The sequence below is a fragment of the Streptomyces sp. NBC_00568 genome (assembly GCF_026341855.1).
In the GTDB taxonomy this organism is placed as follows: domain Bacteria; phylum Actinomycetota; class Actinomycetes; order Streptomycetales; family Streptomycetaceae; genus Streptomyces.
Genome location: NZ_JAPENW010000001.1, coordinates 3,932,886 through 3,950,841 on the forward strand (window position 1 = coordinate 3,932,886; position 17,956 = coordinate 3,950,841).

Consider the following 17,956-nt stretch of genomic DNA (forward strand, 5'->3'; position numbering starts at 1 on the left):
TCGGCGGGAGAGTGCTGGGGTGTCGCTGGCCATTTCCGCCCGGGTCACGAGCGGGGATTCCGTCCGGGTCACGGGCGGGGAGAGGAGCCCTGGTACGGGCGGTCGCCCCGGTGCGGGGCGGGGATTCGCCTCAGTGGCGGCGAGGCAGCCGGAGCGTGGTGAGGCTCAACAGCTGGAACAGCAACAACAGCTACAGCGAACGTGGGCAGCACCGTGGGACCCGGCGGTGCGGGTCGAGGTGAGTGCCAAGTTCACGAGCATGCCCACAAGGACACCGGTTCATACCCCCACTGTCAACTTCATGTCCGCTATGTGGGAGATGTTTCACCTCATCCGGTTCATCTGGCAGGCGAAAGGTTTGTTCAGGAGCCTCCCCGGACACATGGCGCACAACCGGGTGAACAAACCTCGCCGCGGCCCCGTGATCCAAATGTGATCAGATTCGCTTCGGAGCCCGCGTCGGAACGAGATCGAACTCCTGGACGTCCTCCCCTGCGAGGAGGCGGGCGTCTGACCTGGACCTCTTGGGCTGTCAGGGTTTATGACGATTTGAACACTTTCCGCATAGCCTTGGTTCCGCAGAGTGAATAAGGGGCCCAATAGCAGATCTCGGCTTGACTGGCCCGGATCGGCACACTTGTAATTTCACTCGTGTCGTTCAGCCGAAATCGGTAACGGCAGCATCACGGGGACGCGAAAGACAGACGAGGGGCGCACATGACCGAGCTGGTGCAGCAACTGCTGGTCGACGACGCGGACGAGGAACTCGGCTGGCAGGAGCGCGCGCTGTGCGCCCAGACCGACCCCGAGTCCTTCTTCCCCGAGAAGGGCGGCTCCACCCGCGAGGCCAAGAAGGTCTGCCTCGCCTGTGAGGTCCGCTCCGAGTGCCTCGAATACGCGCTCGCCAACGACGAGCGGTTCGGCATCTGGGGCGGTCTGTCCGAGCGGGAGCGGCGTCGTCTGAAGAAGGCCGCTGTCTGAAATCAGTCGCACAGGAAAACGGACGCGGAACAGTCGTCCGCACACGTGGGTGCCGCCGAACAAACGGCACACACACTTACGTAACGAACGGCCCGTCGCATGTGGGTTATCCACAGGCGGCGGGCCGCCGTCTTGCCCAGCCGTTAGTGTGGGCCCTCGTCCGAGACGTCCCGCTGTCCCCGCCGGACACAGACGTCCACCGCAGTCCATCGAACCGGGGCCCGTACCTCGATGTCCGTGCACAGCCATTCGGCAGCCCGTCACGACGCCGCTGCCGCCCCTGAGTTCCCGCGCCACGTGGTGACCGCGGTGCTCGTCTCCCATGACGGCGCCCGCTGGCTGCCCGAGGCGCTCGCCGGGCTGCTCGGCCAGGAACGCCCCGTGCAGAACGCGGTGGCCGCCGACACCGGCAGCGCGGACGACTCCGCCGAGCTGCTCACCGAAGCGCTCGGCGCCGACCACGTGCTGCACCTGGCGCGGCGCACCGGCTTCGGCCAGGCCGTCGAGGAGGTGTCCCGCACCGCCGGTGTGCTGACCCCCGACGACCTGCCGTACCTCAAGCGTCCGAGCGGCTGGGACCCCGTCACGCGCAGCTGGCGCGACGACGCCTACGACATGCCGGACCTCCCGCACGGCGAGCCCGTGCAGTGGCTCTGGCTGCTGCACGACGACAGCGCCCCGGAACCCGACGCCTTGGCACACCTGCTGAGGGTCGTGGAGAACGAGCAGGAGCTCGGCCACGACGTGGCCGTCGTCGGCCCCAAGCTCCGCGGCTGGTACGACCGCAGGCAGCTCCTCGAGGTCGGCGTCACCATCGCCAACTCGGGCCGCCGCTGGACCGGCCTGGACCGCCGCGAGCAGGACCAGGGCCAGCACGACCACGTCCACCCCGTCCTGTCCGTGTCCACCGCCGGAATGCTGATCCGGCGCGACGTCTTCGAGGAGCTCGGCGGCTTCGACCGCCGACTGCCCCTGATGCGTGACGACGTCGACCTGTGCTGGCGCGCCCAGGCCGCCGGCCGCCGTGTCCTCGTCGCCCCGGAAGCCGTCGTACGGCACGCCGAGGCCGCCTCCCGCGAGCGCCGCACCGTCGACTGCGTGGGCCGCACCTCCGCGTCCCCGCACAAGGTCGACAAAGCGGGCGCCGTCTACACCCTCCTTGTCAACGCGCGCACCGCGCAGCTCCCCTGGATCCTGATCCGGCTCGTGCTCGGCACCCTGCTGCGCACCGTCGCCTACCTCGTGGGCAAGGTCCCCGGACAGGCCGTCGACGAGATCCGCGGTCTCCTGGGCACCCTGCTGCGCCCCGAGCGGATCATCGCCGGGCGGCGCAGGCGCGGCCGACCGCAGGTCGACAAGGGCGAGCTGCGGGCCCTGTTCCCGCCGCCGGGCGCCACTCTGCGGGCCACCGTCGAACAGGTCGCCGGCAATATGGTGAACCGCTCCGACACCGAGCTCGTCACGGGCGCGGGACGGCACGGAGGCGCCGTCGAGTCCGGACCGGGCGACGACGACGGCGACTTCCTGCAGATCGAGCAGTTCGCCCGGATCAAGCGCATCGCGCGCAACCCCGGCCCGATGCTCTTCCTGGTGCTCCTGTTCGTCTCCCTCCTCGCCTGCCGCGACCTGCTCGGCGGCGGGGCCCTCGCGGGCGGCGCCCTGCTGCCCGCGCCCTCCGACGCCTCCGAGCTGTGGGCGCGCTACCTGGACGGCTGGCATCCGGTCGGCGCGGGCGACACCCGGTCCGCCCCGCCCTACCTCGCGCTCCTCGCCCTGCCGGCCTCCGTGCTCCTCGGTTCCACCGGGCTCGCGGTCACCGTGCTCCTCGTGGGATCCGTGCCGCTGGCCGGCTTCGCCGCCTACTTCGCCTCGCGCCCCCTCGTCGAGTCGCGCCTGCTGCGCGCCTGGGCATCCGTCGCGTACGCCTTCCTGCCCGCCGCCACCGGCGCGCTCGCGGGCGGCCGCATCGGTACGGCCGTCCTCGCGATCCTGCTGCCGCTCACCGCGCGCGCGGGCATCGCGGCGAGCGGTCTCGCGCACGCCTCCAAGGCGCGCGGCAGCTGGCGCGCGACCTGGGCGTACGCACTGCTGCTGACGTTCACCACGGCGTTCACGCCGATCGTGTGGCCCATCGCGCTGGTCCTCGGCATCGCACTCCTCGTCGTACGCCGCAGGGAGATCCCCGCCTACGGGCTGCGCTTCCTGGCCCAGCTCGGCACCCCGCTGCTGGTCCTCGCCCCCTGGTCGCTGACCCTGCTGCCGTTCGGCTTCTTCAAGGAAGCCGGCCTGGAGTACGGCAGCGGCGCGGCCTCCGCGCTCGACCTGCTCGGCGCCAGCCCCGGCGGCCCGGGCACCGTCAGCGGACTGATGCTCTTCGGCGTCGTGCTCGCCGCGCTGGCCGCCCTGACGCGCACCGAGCGCCAGGCGGGGATCTGGACCGCCTGGGCCGTCGCCGTCGTGGCACTCGTCTTCGCGGTCCTGTCCAACAGCTCCACCTGGGCCGGACCCGCGACCCTCGTCTACGGCCTCGCGCTGCTGGCCGCCGCGGCCGTCGGCGCCGACGGGGCACGCGCGCGTGTGGCCGAGCAGAGCTTCGGCTGGCGCCAGCCGGTGGCCGCGCTCATCGCCTTCGCCTGCGCCGCGGGCCCGCTGCTCGTCGCCGCCGGGTGGATCATCCGCGGCGCCGACGGACCCCTGGAACGCCGCGACCCGGTACAGGTGCCCGCGTTCGTCGCCGAGGAGAGCGGCACCCGTGACCAGGCCCGCACCCTCGTCCTCGACAGCCGCTCGGCTGCCAAGGTCGGCTATGTCCTCGTCCGCGGTTCCGGCGCCCGTCTCGGCGACGCCGAACTGGCTTCGGCGAGCGGCGAGAACAAGAAACTCGACAAGGTCGTCGCCAACCTCGTGGCGGGCTCCGGCGCCGACCAAGCCGACGAACTCGGCGGCTTCGCCGTGCGTTACGTCCTGGTCCGCAAGGGCGCGCCCCGCGAGGTGAGCCGTGTCCTGGACGCCACCCCTGGCCTGACCCGGCTGAGCCAGCGGGACGGCAGCGCCCTGTGGCGCGTCGACCAGCAGGTCGCGCGGGCCGCCATCGTCCCCGCCTCCGGTGACCCGGAGTCCATCGCCGCCGGACCCGTCGAGGTGCACACCACCGTCCCCGCCGGAGCCGACGGCCGCGTCCTGCGTCTCGCCGACAGCGCCGACGCGGGGTGGACGGCGACCCTCGACGGCAAGCCGCTCACCCGCACCACGGTCGACGGCTGGGCCCAGGGCTTCGAACTGCCCTCCGGCGGCGGCAGGCTGGACGTCACCTTCGACGCCCCGCTGAGCCACACCGCGTGGCTGTGGGCCCAGGGCGGGCTCGCCCTCGTCCTCGTCGTGCTCGCCCTGCCCGGGCGGCGCCGGGACGTGGACGACGACCTCCCCGAGGAGGAGGCCGTGCCCGCCCAGGACGTCACGGGCGACGGCCGCCGCGCCCGCCGTCTGCGCGCTCAGGCCGAGGCGGAGGCCGAGGCCGAGCAGTCGGCCGAGGACCTCGACGGCGAGTCGCCCGCGGACGAGGAGTTCCCGGCCGCCGCCGTCCCCCACCAGCAGGCGTACGGCGAATGGGACAGCCCGAGCTACGCGGGCGCCGAGTACGGCACGTACGGCGAAGAGCAGTACGAGGGCCGGCAGCAGTACCCGGCGGGCACCTACGAGCAGCCGTACCAGGCCGACCCCTACCAGGGCGGCCAGTACGACCCGTACGCCTACGGAGGCACGACGGCGTACGACCAGACGTACGGCCAGGGCTACGACGCGAACGGCCAGGCCTTCGACGCCCGGGGCCAGGGCTACGAAACGGGCGACCAGCGCTACGACCCGGCGTACGACCCCACGCGGCCCCCGCACGGCACCGACAGTGAGCGCCCCGACGGGAGCCAGCAGTGAACCGCACCACCCTGTCCCTGATCGCCGGCGCGACCGCGCTCGCCGCCGTCACCGGATTCGCGACCCTCAAGACGCCGGACGCCTCCGGCGACGACACGACCAGGACGGCCGCGCGGCTGCCCGTGGAGCGCACCAGCCTGCTCTGCCCGCAGCCGAGCACCTCCGACATCGCCGACACCGCGTACACGTCGTTCACGCCCGTCGCGGAGGGCGCCGGCGACCGCGGCAAGGCCGAACTCCAGGCCGCCACCGCGGAGTCGGACGACAGCACCGACGGCAAGAAGACCGGCGGCAAGGCCGCCAAGCCCGTCGTCCGTCCCAAGGAGCCCGGCAAGCCCGCGACCGGCGACACCTCGGGCGCGCAGACACCCGCCCTCGTCGGCACCGCCGAGGGCAAGTTCGCGCCCGGCTGGACGGTTCAGGAGACCACGGACGTCGCCGTGGGCACCGGGCGCGGCCTGCTCGGCACCAACTGCACCGCCCCCGACACCGAGTTCTGGTTCCCGGGCGCCAGCACCGCCGAGGACCGCAGCGACTATGTGCACCTGACCAACCCCGACGACTCCGCGGCCGTCGTCGACATCGATCTGTACGGCAAGGACGGCAAGCTCAAGTCCTCGGTGGCCGACGGGATCACGGTCCAGCCGCACGCCAGCGAGCCGATCCTGCTGAGCACACTGGCCGGCGATCCGCAGACCAACCTGACCGTGCACGTGACGGTCCGCAGCGGTCGCGTGGGAGCCGCCGTGCAGGCACTGGACGACAAGATCGGCGGCGACTGGCTGGCCGCCTCCACGGACCCCGCCGGAACCCTCGTCCTGCCGGGCATCCCCAAGGACGCGACCTCCGTGCGCCTGGTCGCCTTCACACCCGGCGACACGGACGCCGACCTGAAGGTGCGCCTCGCCTCGCCCACCGGGCTGATCACCCCGGCGGGGAGCGAGACGCTGCACGTGAAGGCCGGTATGACCGCCGCCACCGACCTCGGGGACGTCACCCGCGGCGAAGCGGGCTCCCTGGTGCTCACCCCCACCAGCTCGTCCGTGCCGGTCGTCGCGGCCCTGCGGGTCGTGCGCGGCAAGGGCGACAAGCAGGAGACCGCGTTCATTCCGGCCACCGCCCCGGTCTCCGCGCGCGCGACGGCCGCCGACAACAGCGCCAAGGGCTCCACGCTCGCCGTGACCGCCCCCGGCGAGGGGGCCAAGATCAAGGTCACCGCGTCCGCGGGCTCCGAGGGCGGTAAGGCCGTGACGAAGACGTTCACCATCAAGGGCGGGACCACCCAGAATGTCGAGGCGCCCGTCCCGAGCGGCCTCAAGGGCACGTACGCCCTCACCGTCGAGCCGGTCTCCGGAGGCCCGGTCTACGCCTCCCGGATGCTCGCGTCGACACAGGACGGCGTTCCCGGCTTCACCGTCCAGACCCTCCCGGACGACCGCGGCACGGTCGCGGTGCCGGAAGCGGCACAGGACCTCTCGGTGCTGCTCAAGCAGTGATCCGGCACCGGTGATCCGGCACCGGTCATCCGGCCGGACGGTCCGGGCCCGCGGGGCCCGGTCCGTCCTCAGTCCTCGCCGTACCGCGGATCCACCGTCTCCGGTGTCAGACCCAGCAGTTCCGCGACCTGTTCCACGACGACCTCGTGCACCAGGGCGGCGCGCTCGTCGCGGCCCTTGGTGCGGATCTCGACCGGGCGGCGGTACACGACCACGCGCGCGGGATGTCCCTCGCGCGCCGCGATGGTGCCGCCCAGGGGCACCGCCTCGTCGCTCCACCCCTCGCCCGAGCCCTCCAGGCGGGGGACCTCGAGGACCATGAAGTCGATGTCCGCGAGCTGTGGCCAGCGTCGCTCCAGCCGCTCCACGGAGTCCTGCACCAGATCCGCGAACACTTCGGAACGGCTCGCCGCGAGCGGCACCTGGGGCGGCGCCACGGGGCCGCGCATGCCCCTGCCATGGCGGTCACGACGGCGGGGACCGGCTGCTGCGGCGCGGGGCGGTACGGGGTTGTCCATCACTGACGAAGAGTAGTCCCCGCCCGGCCCGGCCGCCCGGCCCCACGCGGCCGTCGCCGAGGGGCGGGGGACGGAGATCCCCCGGTTCCGAATCCGTTCCGGATGTCGCCCGATGACCATTCCAGCCAAGCTTGGGCTCGATTCCGTATCCTTCCAAGACCGTCTTTGACATGGCAATTGACATGGTTCGCACCAAGTAGTGACCGGATCCAGGTCTGTTCGGCATTCCGGCCCGTGATCTCGCCCCAGGTCAGGGCCTGATGGCCGGAGAGCGGTGTGGGGCGTCTCACAGCACGACACGGTGGGGTGACCTGGGGGAGAGTCGTCGCGGCCCGCTCAAGAGTGCGGTACCGTCCAACGTCGTGAGCCCTGTACGTCGCTGTTCGCGCACCGCTTGCGGCCGTCCCGCCGTCGCGACGCTGACGTACGTCTACGCCGACTCGACCGCGGTCCTCGGCCCGCTCGCCACCTACGCCGAACCCCACTGCTACGACCTGTGCGCCGAGCACTCCGAGCGCCTCACCGCGCCGCGCGGCTGGGAGGTCGTCCGGCTCGCCGACACCTCCGGTCCCTCGCGCCCCAGCGGCGACGATCTCGAGGCGCTGGCGAACGCGGTGCGCGAGGCGGCCCGTCCGCAGCAGCGCGCGGCGGAGTCCGGCAGCGCCCGCTCGGCGGACCCCATGGAGGTCGCGCGCCGCGGCCACCTGCGGATCCTGCGCTCGCCCGACAACTGAGCACCGCTCCACGCGCGACCGCACCCGTTCTCTTCTCCTCTCCGCACCCCGTTCCCCTTCGGCGGCCCGCCCCCTCTCCGTGAGCCCGTCGACCGGCCTCCGGCGTCGCGCCCCCGGTTCGCGGCTTCCCGGCCCTGCGGCCCGCGGCTTCCCGGCCCGCCCGCCCCACGCCCTTCCCGGACGCCGATTCCACTGAGCGACGCCCACCCATTGACGGGAAGTTGTCGCGGACACGACCATTCCGTCTGCCGTGAGAAATCGCTTTCCACATCACGGAAACCGGGGAGGTGTCCGTGTACGTCCAGGAGCTGCAACCCGTCGCCGACTCGCTCGGCCTGTCCGCCCTCGTGGCCGCCCTGCCCCTCGTGATCGTGCTGATCCTGCTCGGCGGCATCCGCGTGAAAGCCCACCTGGCGGGCCTGACGGGCCTTCTGGCGGCCTCGCTGGTCGCCTGGCTCGCGTACGGCATGCCGGTGACCCAGACGCTCTCCGGCGCCGCTCAGGGCGCCGTGTTCGGTCTTTTCCCCATCCTGTGGATCGTCGTCAACGCCCTGTGGGTGTACCGGATGACCGTCCGCACCCGGCACTTCGACATCCTGCGTCGCTCGTTCGGGCGGCTGTCCGACGATCCGCGCATCCAGGCACTTGTGGTCGCCTTCTGCTTCGGAGCCCTGCTGGAAGCCCTCGCCGGCTTCGGCGCACCCGTCGCGATCTGCTCGGTGATGCTGGTCGCCCTCGGCTTCGACCCGGTGCGCGCGGCCGTCGTCGCACTCGTCGCCAACACCGCGCCGGTCGCCTTCGGCGCGATGGGCACACCGGTCGTGACACTCGCCCAAGTCACCGGCCTGCCCCTGGACTCCGTCGCCTCCGTGGTCGGCCGGCAGACCCCGCTGCTCGCGCTGGTCGTGCCCCTCGTCCTCGTCGGCCTGGTCGACGGCAGGCGCGGACTGCGCGAGACCTGGGGGCCCGCCCTGGCGTGCGGAGTGGCCTTCGCCGCCGCCCAGTTCGCCGCCTCGAACTACGTCTCCGCGCAACTCGCCGACATCGGCGCCTCCTTGGCCGGTGCCGCGGCCCTGGTCGCGGTACCCGGCGCGCGTGTGCCCGCCACCGGGTCCGTACGCGCCTCGGTCCTGACCGGTGCGCGCAGCGAGGACCTCGACGAGGACGACCCGCGCCGCGAAGTCGTGCGCGCCTACGCCCCGTACGCCCTCATCGTCACCATCTTCTCGATCGCCCAGATCCCGGCCGTGAAGGAGTGGCTGGCGCGGGCGACACGGACGTACGACTGGCCCTTCCTGGACGTCGTCGACCCCAGCGGCAAGCCGGTGGGCGGGAACGTCTTCACCTGGCCGATCGTGGCGACCGGCGGCACCCTCGTGCTGCTCGCCGGGCTCTGCACGGCCGTGGTGCTCGGGGTGCACGCGCGCGTGGCGGTCCGGGAATGGCTGGCGACCGTCCGCGAGTTGAGGTTCGCGATCCTCACCGTGACGTCCGTGCTGGCCCTCGCCTACGTCATGAACCTCTCCGGACAGGCCGCGACGATCGGTCACTTCGTGGCGGCGGCCGACGCCGGACTCGCCTTCCTCTCGTCCGTTCTGGGCTGGTTCGGCGTGGCGGTGTCCGGCTCCGACACCTCGGCGAACGCGCTCTTCGGGGCCCTCCAGGTGAGCGCCGCCCGCGAGTCGGGGCTGTCGCCCGAACTCCTCGCCGCCGCCAACAGTTCGGGCGGCGTCCTCGGCAAGATGATCTCGCCGCAGAACCTGACCATCGCCTGCGCGGCCGTCGGGCTCGCGGGCCGCGAGGGCGATCTGCTGCGCAAGGTACTGCCCTGGAGCCTCGGGCTGCTGCTCGTCATGTGCCTCATCGTGGTGGGGCAGAGCTCACCGGTCCTGTCCTGGATGCTGCCCTGAGAGGACTCGGCCACCCCCTTGAGACGGGCGGGTTTCCCCCGGATGACGTGGACTGTCCGCAGGTCACGGATGCGCTCCACTCGGGCTCGTCACGGCTCGCCGTCAGCCCGGACGGGTAGTTTGGGGTGACCGAAGTGGACTTCTGGAGGGTTGGCCGTGACTGCTGATCTGTCGCAGCTCGTGAAGGCGTACGACGTACGCGGGGTGGTCCCGGACCAGTGGGACGAGCCGCTTGCCGAGCTGTTCGGCGCCGCCTTCGTCCAGGTGACGGGAGCCGACGCCATCGTGATCGGGCACGACATGCGGCCGTCGTCGCCCGGACTGTCCCGCGCCTTCGCGCGCGGTGCGGCGGCACGCGGGGTCGACGTGACCGAGATCGGCCTGTGCTCCACGGACCAGCTGTACTACGCGTCGGGCGCGTTCGGCCTGCCGGGCGCCATGTTCACCGCCTCGCACAACCCGGCCCAGTACAACGGCATCAAGATGTGCCGGGCCGGCGCGGCCCCCGTCGGCCAGGACACCGGCCTCGCGGAGATCCGCCAACTCGCCGAGTCCTGGCTCGACTCCGGTGCCCCGGCCTCGGACGCGACGCCCGGAACGATCACGCGGCGGGACACGTTGGAGGACTACGCGGCGTACCTCCGCGCCCTTGTCGACCTGACCTCGATCCGCCCCCTGAAGGTCGTCGTCGACGCGGGCAACGGCATGGGCGGACACACCGTCCCCACCGTGTTCTCCGGCCTGCCGCTCGAGCTCGTCCCGATGTACTTCGAGCTGGACGGCACCTTCCCGAACCACGAGGCCAACCCGCTCGACCCGGCGAACATCGTGGACCTCCAGAAGCGTGTCCGCGAGGAGGGCGCCGACCTCGGCATCGCCTTCGACGGCGACGCCGACCGCTGCTTCGTCGTCGACGAGCGGGGCGAGCCGGTCTCCCCGTCCGCGATCACGGCGCTGGTCGCCGCACGCGAACTGGCCAAGCACGGCGGCGGCACGGTCATCCACAACCTCATCACCTCCTGGTCGGTCCCCGAGGTCGTCCGCGAGCACGGCGGCACCCCGGTCCGCACCCGCGTCGGCCACTCCTTCATCAAGGCCGAGATGGCGAGCTCCGGCGCGATCTTCGGCGGCGAACACTCCGCCCACTACTACTTCCGCGACTTCTGGAACGCCGACACCGGCATGCTGGCCGCCCTCCACGTCCTCGCCGCCCTCGGCGGTCAGGACGGCCCGCTCTCCGGGCTCGTCGCGGAGTTCGACCGCTACGTCGGCTCCGGCGAGATCAACTCCACCGTCGACGACCAGGCGGCCCGCCTCGCCGCCGTCAGGGCCGCCTACGAGGACCGCGAGGGCGTCACCATCGACGAACTCGACGGTCTGACGGTGACCGCCGAGGACGCCTGGTTCAACGTCCGCCCCTCCAACACCGAGCCCCTGCTCCGCCTCAACGCGGAGGCCCGCGACGAGGCGACGATGACGAAGGTGCGGGACGAGGTGCTGGAGATCATCCGAGGCTGAGGGTTCCTCGCCGGCCCGTCGGCGGCCGACTGCCGACGAGCCGGCGAGGACGAACACGGGGCACGGGCCGCGAAGGGCCCGCGCACCCGCCCGCACGCCCCCACCAACCGGTGCCGCACCCCGGCATCCGGCTTCCCGCAGCGGTACCCTGACCAGGCCGCATCCACCGTTCGGAAGGACACCCCATGCCGCTCGAAGCCGGCCTCCTGGAGATCCTCGCCTGCCCGGCCTGCCATGCCCCGCTCAAGGAGCAGGAGACCGAGCTGATCTGCACGGGAGCGGACTGCGGCCTCGCCTACCCGGTCCGCGACGGCATCCCCGTCCTTCTGGTCGACGAGGCCCGCCGCCCCGCGTAAGCGACACGGCCGCCCCGTCGGCAACGGCGCCGCGACAGCTGCGCCGGCCCCGCCCGCGGGCATACCGACGGCGCGGCAGGCACGACGACACCCGACGACAGGCGACAGCGCCGCCGCCCGCACGGACAACGGCGACGCCGCCGCACCGATCGGCGACCGGCGCACACCCGGCCGGCACCCGGTCCGACCCAGCGCCGCTCGGCAGCTCGCGCGAGCGACCCCGTCCAAGCGACCCCGGCGGCTCACGCGCAAGCGCCGCCCCGGCGACCGGAGGCTCCCGACCCCATGCTCGACGAATCGCTCCTCGACGATCCCGAAGCGCTCGCCCGGGCCGACCGGCGGGCGCTGCTCCGTGGCGCGGCCGAGGCCGGCGCCCGGGTGCGCACCGCGGTCCGGCACACCACCGAGGCCGGCGTCTCCGAGCTGAAGCCGGACGGCCGCCCGCGCGCCGTCCTGATCGCCGGCCCCGGCATGGCCGCCACCGGCGTCGCCGAACTGCTCGGCACCCTCGCCGGAGCGAGCTGCCCCCTCACCCGGCTCACCCCCACGGGAGTCGCTCCCGCCGGGGGCGCCCTGCGCTGGGAACTGCCCGGCTGGGCGGGCCCCGTCGACCTCCTGCTGATCGCCACGCCCGACGGCAGCGAACCCGGCCTGGAACTGCTCATCGAGCAGGCCTACCGGCGCGGCAGCACCGTCGCCGCCGTGGCCCCCGGCGGCTCCCCCCTCGCCGAGTGGGTGGAAGGCAGCCACGGCCTCTTCGTACCGATGGCGACCGCCCCGTACGAGCAGGACGAGCCCCTGGCGGCCTCGGCCCCCGGCGTGCTCTGGGCCCTGCTCACCCCGCTGCTCGCCCTCCTCGACCGCACCGGCCTGGTCTCGGCCCCGCCGGAGGCCCTGCAGAAGGTCGCCGACCGCCTCGACCGCGTCGCCGAGCGCTGCGGCCCCGCCATCGCGGCGTACAGCAACCCGGCCAAGACCCTCGCCGTCGAACTGGCCGAGGCGCTCCCGGTGATCTGGACGGAGGGCACCTCGGCGGGCCCGGCCGGCCGCCGTTTCACCGCCGCGCTCGCCGAACTCGCCGGGCGCCCCGCGCTCACCGCCGAACTCCCCGAGGCGCTCGCCTCGCACAGCGTGCTGCTCGCCGGCGCGCTCGCCGCCGGCGCGGACCCCGACGACTTCTTCCGCGACCGCGTCGAGGAGGCCCAGGCGCTGCACGCGCGCGTGGTGCTCCTCCGCGACCGGCCGATCGGCGGGATCAGCGCCGCACCCGCCGCCCGCGAACTCGCCCTCGGCCACGACACCGCGATCAGTGAGCTCGAACCCGAGGAGGGCGGTGAACTGGAGACCCTCGCGGAGCTGATCGCCATCACGGATTTCGCCGCCGTTTACCTGGCGCTCGCCTCGGGGGCCTGATCTTGGGCGGGACCCCCGGCCGGCGCCCGTCGCCGCCGGATCCCGCGACCGGCGCCCCTGACGCCACGCCTCCCGATCAACGCCCGCACGGAGCGGGCCGAGCAGCGCACGTATGGAGAAGAAGACAGCCATGGACCGCCTCGACAACACCGTCCGCCCCTACGCCTGGGGTTCGACCACCGCCATCCCGCGGCTGCTCGGCCTGGAGCCGACCGGCGAGCCGCAGGCGGAGATGTGGATGGGCGCCCACCCGGGCGCACCCTCGCGCACCGAGCGCGGTCCGCTCAACGAGGTCGTCGCCGAGGACCCGGAGAAGGAACTCGGCCGCGCCGCCGTCGCCAGGTTCGGCCCCCGCCTGCCGTTCCTCCTGAAGATCCTTGCCGCCGGAGCACCCCTCTCCCTCCAGGTGCACCCCGACCTCGAACAGGCACGGGAGGGCTACGAGGACGAGGAGCGCCGCGGAGTCCCGGTCGACGCCCCGCACCGCAACTACAAGGACGCCAACCACAAGCCCGAACTGATCTGCGCTCTCACCGAGTTCGACGGCCTGTGCGGCTTCCGCGCCCCCGAGGAGGCCGCCGGACTCCTCGCGGCCCTCGACGTCGACTCCCTCAAGCCGTACGTCGACCTGCTGCGCGCCCACCCGGAGGAGGCGGCGCTCCGCGAGGTCCTGACGGCGGTACTGAGCGCCGACCCCGACGACATGGCCCGTACGGTCACCGAGACCACGGCCGCCTGCGCCCGCCTCGGCGGCGACTACGCCCCGTACGCCGACCTCGCCCACCACTACCCGGGCGACCCCGGCGTCATCGCCGCGATGCTCCTCAACTACGTCCAGCTGCAGCCCGGCGAGGCCCTGTTCCTCGGTGCGGGCATCCCGCACGCGTACCTGAACGGACTCGGCGTCGAGATCATGGCCAACAGCGACAACGTCCTGCGCTGCGGTCTGACCCCCAAGCACGTCGACGTCCCCGAACTCCTGCGCGTGGTCCGCTTCGAGGCGGGCGACCCCGGAGTCCTGCGCCCCGAGGCGTCCCCCGACGGCGAGGAGGTCTACGCGACCCCCACCGACGAGTTCCGCCTCTCCCGGTATGTCGTCGCCGAGGGCGCCGACCCGCACGACCTCACCCGCGAGACCCCGCAGATCCTGCTCTGCACCTCGGGTTCCGTGCGCGCCGAAGGCATCGACCTGACCCCCGGCGGATCGGTCTTCGTACCGGCCGGCGAAAAGGCCGAAGTGTCCGGGTCCGGCACGATCTTCCGTGCGACAGTGGTGGCCTGACGGGGCGACTGTGCTGGCCTGAGGAACCGCTGACGGACCGGGCTGCAAGAATGGCGCACCGCAAAGGGCGGGCAAAGCCCGGACCGGGGTACCAGGGTACGAACGTGGTCCGGACGGCGTACGAAGGGACAGCAGGAGCAGATGAGCGCTTCAGGCGGCACCAAGGCGATCGTGGCGGCACTCGGTGCCAACCTCGCGATCGCGGCAGCGAAGTTCGTGGCGTTCGCGTTCAGCGGCTCCTCCTCGATGCTCGCCGAGGGCGTTCACTCGGTCGCAGACTCCGGCAACCAGGCGCTGCTCCTGGTCGGCGGAAAGAAGGCGCAGCGCGAGGCGACCCCGCAGCACCCGTTCGGCTACGGCCGCGAGCGCTACATCTACGCCTTCCTCGTCTCGATCGTCCTGTTCTCCGTCGGCGGCATGTTCGCCGTCTACGAGGGCTACGAGAAGATCAAGCACCCGCACGAGATCGAGCACTGGTACTGGCCGGTGGGCGTGCTGGTGTTCGCGATCATCGCCGAGAGCTTCTCCTTCCGTACGGCCATCAAGGAGTCCAACGAGCTGCGCGGCTCGCACTCCTGGTCCCAGTTCATCCGCCGCTCCAAGGCCCCCGAGCTGCCCGTCGTCCTCCTGGAGGACTTCGGCGCCCTCATCGGTCTGGTCCTCGCGCTCGGCGGCGTCGGCATCGCCCTGCTCACCGGCAACGGCGTCTGGGACGGCATCGGCACGGTCTGCATCGGTGTCCTGCTCATCCTGATCGCGCTGGTCCTCGCCGCCGAGACCAAGTCCCTCCTGCTGGGCGAGTCGGCGGGCCCCGAGGACACCGAGAAGATCGAGGCGGCGATGGTCGACGGCGCCACGGTCACCGGCATCATCCACATGCGCACGCTCCACCTCGGTCCGGAGGAGCTCCTGGTCGCGGCGAAGATCGCCGTCAAGCACGACGACACGGCCGCCCAGGTGGCCACCGCGATCGACGCCGCCGAGTCCCGCATCCGCACCGCCGTCCCGATCGCCCGGGTCATCTACCTGGAGCCGGACATCTACAGCGAGACCGAGGCGGCCAAGGGCCCGGACCGCGAGGCGACTCCCGGCGGACCGTCGCAGTCGCCGGCCGATCACTGACACCACCCGCCCGTACGCCGTCGGGGCCCGCCTGAGATCTCAGGCGGGCCCCGACGGCGTTCATCTCCGCCGTTCAGCCCTGCCGATCGGTTCCGTTGTTCAGCTCCGCCGGCCAACTCACCCGACCCGGTCCGCGGTACGGCCCACGGCGGCATCACGCGTACCACCCGGCCCCGTGACGGCCCGGTGCAGGGCCGCCGGACCCCGCCCTGTCCGGAGGCGGACTGGGGAGGGACGGGCCCACCGGTGTAGCTTGGTCGGTGAGCCAGACGTCGCTGCTGATGGCGGTCGGGCGGTCCCACCGCGGACCGGCCGAGGGAGAGAGGGCCTCCGACGGACTGCGCTGCGCGCACCGGCACTCCTGTGCCCTGCCGGGGCACGTCCGTGCCCCGTCGGGCATGCGTTCCCGCCCACCGCCGCGCAGAACAGCCCTACCCACCTCGCCCCGATTCCGAGGAGCAGCTCGTATGACGACTGTCGACAACCGACAGGACTTCAAGGTCGCCGACCTCTCCCTGGCCGCCTTCGGCCGCAAGGAGATCACCCTCGCCGAGCACGAGATGCCCGGCCTGATGTCGATCCGCAGGGAGTACGCCGAGGCGCAGCCCCTCGCGGGCGCCCGCGTCACCGGCTCCCTGCACATGACGGTGCAGACCGCCGTCCTCATCGAGACCCTGGTCGCCCTCGGCGCCGAGGTCCGCTGGGCCTCCTGCAACATCTTCTCCACCCAGGACCACGCCGCCGCCGCCATCGCGGTCGGCCCGAACGGCACGCCCGAGAACCCGCAGGGCGTCCCGGTCTTCGCCTGGAAGGGCGAGACCCTGGAGGAGTACTGGTGGTGCACGGAGCAGGCGCTGACCTGGCCGAACACCCCCACCGGCGGCCCGAACATGATCCTGGACGACGGTGGTGACGCCACCCTCCTCGTCCACAACGGCGTCCAGTACGAGAAGGACGGCAAGGTCCCCTCGGTCGACACCGCCGAGTCCGACGAGCACCGCGTCGTCCTCGAGCTCCTGCACCGCACCATCACGGACGGCTCGCAGAAGTGGACCCAGCTCGCCTCGGAGATCCGCGGCGTGACCGAGGAGACCACGACCGGCGTCCACCGCCTGTACGAGATGTACCGCGACGGCACCCTGCTGTTCCCGGCGATCAACGTGAACGACGCCGTCACCAAGTCGAAGTTCGACAACAAGTACGGCTGCCGCCACTCCCTGATCGACGGCATCAACCGCGCCACCGACACCCTGATCGGCGGCAAGACCGCCGTCGTCTGCGGCTACGGCGACGTGGGCAAGGGCTGCGCGGAGTCCCTGCGCGGCCAGGGCGCCCGGGTGATCATCACCGAGATCGACCCGATCTGCGCCCTGCAGGCGGCGATGGACGGCTACCAGGTCACGACCCTCGACGAGGTCATCGACAAGGCCGACATCTTCGTCACCACGACGGGCAACAAGGACATCATCATGGCCTCGGACATGGCCAAGATGAAGCACCAGGCGATCGTCGGCAACATCGGTCACTTCGACAACGAGATCGACATGGCCGGCCTCGCCAAGATCCCCGGCATCGTCAAGGACGAGGTCAAGCCCCAGGTCCACACCTGGAAGTTCTCCGACGGCAAGGTCATCATCGTGCTGTCCGAGGGCCGCCTGCTGAACCTGGGCAACGCGACCGGCCACCCGTCCTTCGTGATGTCCAACTCGTTCGCGGACCAGACCCTGGCCCAGATCGAGCTGTTCACCAAGCCCGAGGAGTACCCGACCGACGTCTACGTGCTGCCCAAGCACCTCGACGAGAAGGTCGCCCGTCTCCACCTCGACGCGCTCGGCGTGAAGCTCACGACGCTCCGCCCCGAGCAGGCCTCGTACATCGGTGTCGAGGTCGACGGTCCGTACAAGTCGGACCACTACCGCTACTGAGCACGCCCGCCGAGCAGCGGTACCACCGCTCGGCGTCCGGATGTCAGCAGGCCCTCGCCGTCCCGGCGGGGGCCTGTCCCCGATGAGGACCTGAACGCCCATGCCCCGCGGCCGCTATTCGCTCCATGATCCGCACGACCACACCCCCCTCGCCGAAGAACACTTCCACTGCGCGCCCGGCCCTTCCGGCTGGCGCTACGTCTCCCAACTCACCACCCCCTCCGGCACAGAGCCCGACAGCGCCTCCCGGCAGGGCACGGTCACCGGCTCCGTCGACCTCACCCTCGACGAACTCGGCCGCCCCATCCGCCTCGAACTGCACGCCGCCGACTGGCAGGTACGGGCCGCCGCCCTCGACGGCGTGACCTGGGTCCGCACCGACCCGACCGGCACCGAGGCCACGGAAGGCAATGTGCCCGCCCATGCCTTCACCGGCACGTCCCCCGCGTTTCTCGTCGCCACCGCCCGTCTCCTTCGCCTCACCCCCTCGGCCGACGCCCCGGCCACCCGCGTACGCCTCGTCGCCTTCACCGACCCGGTCCTCGCCCCGCGCACCCTCGACCAGTCCTGGGCCTTGATCGCAAGCGAAACACACGCCACTGACAACGGTCCGCTGACCGTGGACGAATACCGGGTCACAGCGCTGGACACGGGGGAGCAGCACGCCGTGCACATCGCGGGAGACGTGGTGCTCGCGGCTCCCGGCATCGAACTGGAGCACCTCGAATCACCCCCGTCGGTGTTCACCTGACGGCGCGTTCGCGCTGCCGG

13 protein-coding genes are annotated in these 17,956 nt (G+C 72.1%); 12 read left to right on the top strand and 1 reads right to left on the bottom strand.

Features of this window, described 5'->3' with window-relative positions; genetic code table 11:
* Nucleotides 1–717 precede the first annotated feature (717 nt).
* From OOK38_RS17210 to OOK38_RS17220, 3 genes are all read left to right on the top strand, one after another.
* Complete coding sequence (locus OOK38_RS17210) at nucleotides 718–981, top strand: WhiB family transcriptional regulator (protein ID WP_003975777.1); 264 nt, start codon at nucleotides 718–720, stop codon at nucleotides 979–981.
* Nucleotides 982–1,212: 231 nt separating this feature from the next.
* On the top strand, nucleotides 1,213–4,911 hold the full coding sequence (locus tag OOK38_RS17215) for a glycosyltransferase (protein ID WP_266759451.1): 3,699 nt from the start codon (nucleotides 1,213–1,215) through the stop codon (nucleotides 4,909–4,911).
* Nucleotides 4,908–6,407, top strand: coding sequence for a DUF5719 family protein (locus tag OOK38_RS17220; protein WP_266759450.1), 1,500 nt, complete (start codon nucleotides 4,908–4,910; stop codon nucleotides 6,405–6,407). Before OOK38_RS17215 ends, OOK38_RS17220 begins: the two co-directional genes overlap by 4 nt.
* Before the next feature lie 68 nt (nucleotides 6,408–6,475).
* Here OOK38_RS17220 and OOK38_RS17225 read toward each other — a convergent pair whose 3' ends face one another.
* Nucleotides 6,476–6,925: a metallopeptidase family protein gene (locus tag OOK38_RS17225; protein WP_266765713.1), complete on the bottom strand. Its 450-nt coding sequence runs from the start codon at nucleotides 6,923–6,925 to the stop codon at nucleotides 6,476–6,478.
* Nucleotides 6,926–7,185: 260 nt separating this feature from the next.
* Between OOK38_RS17225 and OOK38_RS17230 the strand changes: the two genes are divergently transcribed.
* The 9 genes from OOK38_RS17230 (at nucleotide 7,186) to OOK38_RS17270 (ending at nucleotide 17,936) form a co-directional block, all read left to right on the top strand.
* Nucleotides 7,186–7,659 (top strand): DUF3499 domain-containing protein, encoded by a 474-nt coding sequence (locus tag OOK38_RS17230; protein ID WP_266759448.1) that lies wholly within the window; start codon nucleotides 7,186–7,188, stop codon nucleotides 7,657–7,659.
* 293 nt (nucleotides 7,660–7,952) lie between these two features.
* Complete coding sequence (locus tag OOK38_RS17235) at nucleotides 7,953–9,569, top strand: L-lactate permease (protein WP_266759446.1); 1,617 nt, start codon at nucleotides 7,953–7,955, stop codon at nucleotides 9,567–9,569.
* Between the two features lie 156 nt (nucleotides 9,570–9,725).
* On the top strand, nucleotides 9,726–11,087 hold the full coding sequence (locus tag OOK38_RS17240; RefSeq protein WP_266759444.1) for a phosphomannomutase/phosphoglucomutase: 1,362 nt from the start codon (nucleotides 9,726–9,728) through the stop codon (nucleotides 11,085–11,087).
* A gap of 185 nt (nucleotides 11,088–11,272) precedes the next feature.
* Nucleotides 11,273–11,443, top strand: coding sequence for a Trm112 family protein (locus OOK38_RS17245; protein WP_078943765.1), 171 nt, complete (start codon nucleotides 11,273–11,275; stop codon nucleotides 11,441–11,443).
* 285 nt (nucleotides 11,444–11,728) lie between these two features.
* On the top strand, nucleotides 11,729–12,856 hold the full coding sequence (locus OOK38_RS17250; protein ID WP_266759443.1) for an SIS domain-containing protein: 1,128 nt from the start codon (nucleotides 11,729–11,731) through the stop codon (nucleotides 12,854–12,856).
* 130 nt (nucleotides 12,857–12,986) lie between these two features.
* Nucleotides 12,987–14,138, top strand: coding sequence for a mannose-6-phosphate isomerase, class I (manA, locus tag OOK38_RS17255; RefSeq protein WP_266765712.1), 1,152 nt, complete (start codon nucleotides 12,987–12,989; stop codon nucleotides 14,136–14,138).
* A 141-nt stretch (nucleotides 14,139–14,279) separates the two neighbouring features.
* Entirely contained in the window at nucleotides 14,280–15,260 is a 981-nt protein-coding gene (locus OOK38_RS17260; RefSeq protein WP_266759441.1) for a cation diffusion facilitator family transporter, read from the top strand.
* A gap of 467 nt (nucleotides 15,261–15,727) precedes the next feature.
* Nucleotides 15,728–17,185, top strand: coding sequence for an adenosylhomocysteinase (gene ahcY, locus OOK38_RS17265; protein ID WP_266759439.1), 1,458 nt, complete (start codon nucleotides 15,728–15,730; stop codon nucleotides 17,183–17,185).
* 100 nt (nucleotides 17,186–17,285) lie between these two features.
* A complete protein-coding gene (locus OOK38_RS17270) occupies nucleotides 17,286–17,936 on the top strand; it encodes a hypothetical protein (protein ID WP_266759437.1) in 651 nt (216 codons plus the stop codon).
* The last annotated feature ends 20 nt before the right edge of the window (nucleotides 17,937–17,956 follow it).

Coding starts and splice junctions, on each gene's coding strand:
- manA (WP_266765712.1), top strand. CDS start 12,987: ATGGACCGCCTCGACAACACCGTCCGCCCCTACGCCTGGGGTTCGACC.
- OOK38_RS17250 (WP_266759443.1), top strand. CDS start 11,729: ATGCTCGACGAATCGCTCCTCGACGATCCCGAAGCGCTCGCCCGGGCC.
- OOK38_RS17225 (WP_266765713.1), bottom strand. CDS start 6,925: ATGGACAACCCCGTACCGCCCCGCGCCGCAGCAGCCGGTCCCCGCCGT.
- OOK38_RS17230 (WP_266759448.1), top strand. CDS start 7,186: ATGGCCGGAGAGCGGTGTGGGGCGTCTCACAGCACGACACGGTGGGGT.
- OOK38_RS17260 (WP_266759441.1), top strand. CDS start 14,280: ATGAGCGCTTCAGGCGGCACCAAGGCGATCGTGGCGGCACTCGGTGCC.
- OOK38_RS17215 (WP_266759451.1), top strand. CDS start 1,213: ATGTCCGTGCACAGCCATTCGGCAGCCCGTCACGACGCCGCTGCCGCC.
- OOK38_RS17210 (WP_003975777.1), top strand. CDS start 718: ATGACCGAGCTGGTGCAGCAACTGCTGGTCGACGACGCGGACGAGGAA.
- ahcY (WP_266759439.1), top strand. CDS start 15,728: ATGACGACTGTCGACAACCGACAGGACTTCAAGGTCGCCGACCTCTCC.
- OOK38_RS17270 (WP_266759437.1), top strand. CDS start 17,286: ATGCCCCGCGGCCGCTATTCGCTCCATGATCCGCACGACCACACCCCC.
- OOK38_RS17245 (WP_078943765.1), top strand. CDS start 11,273: ATGCCGCTCGAAGCCGGCCTCCTGGAGATCCTCGCCTGCCCGGCCTGC.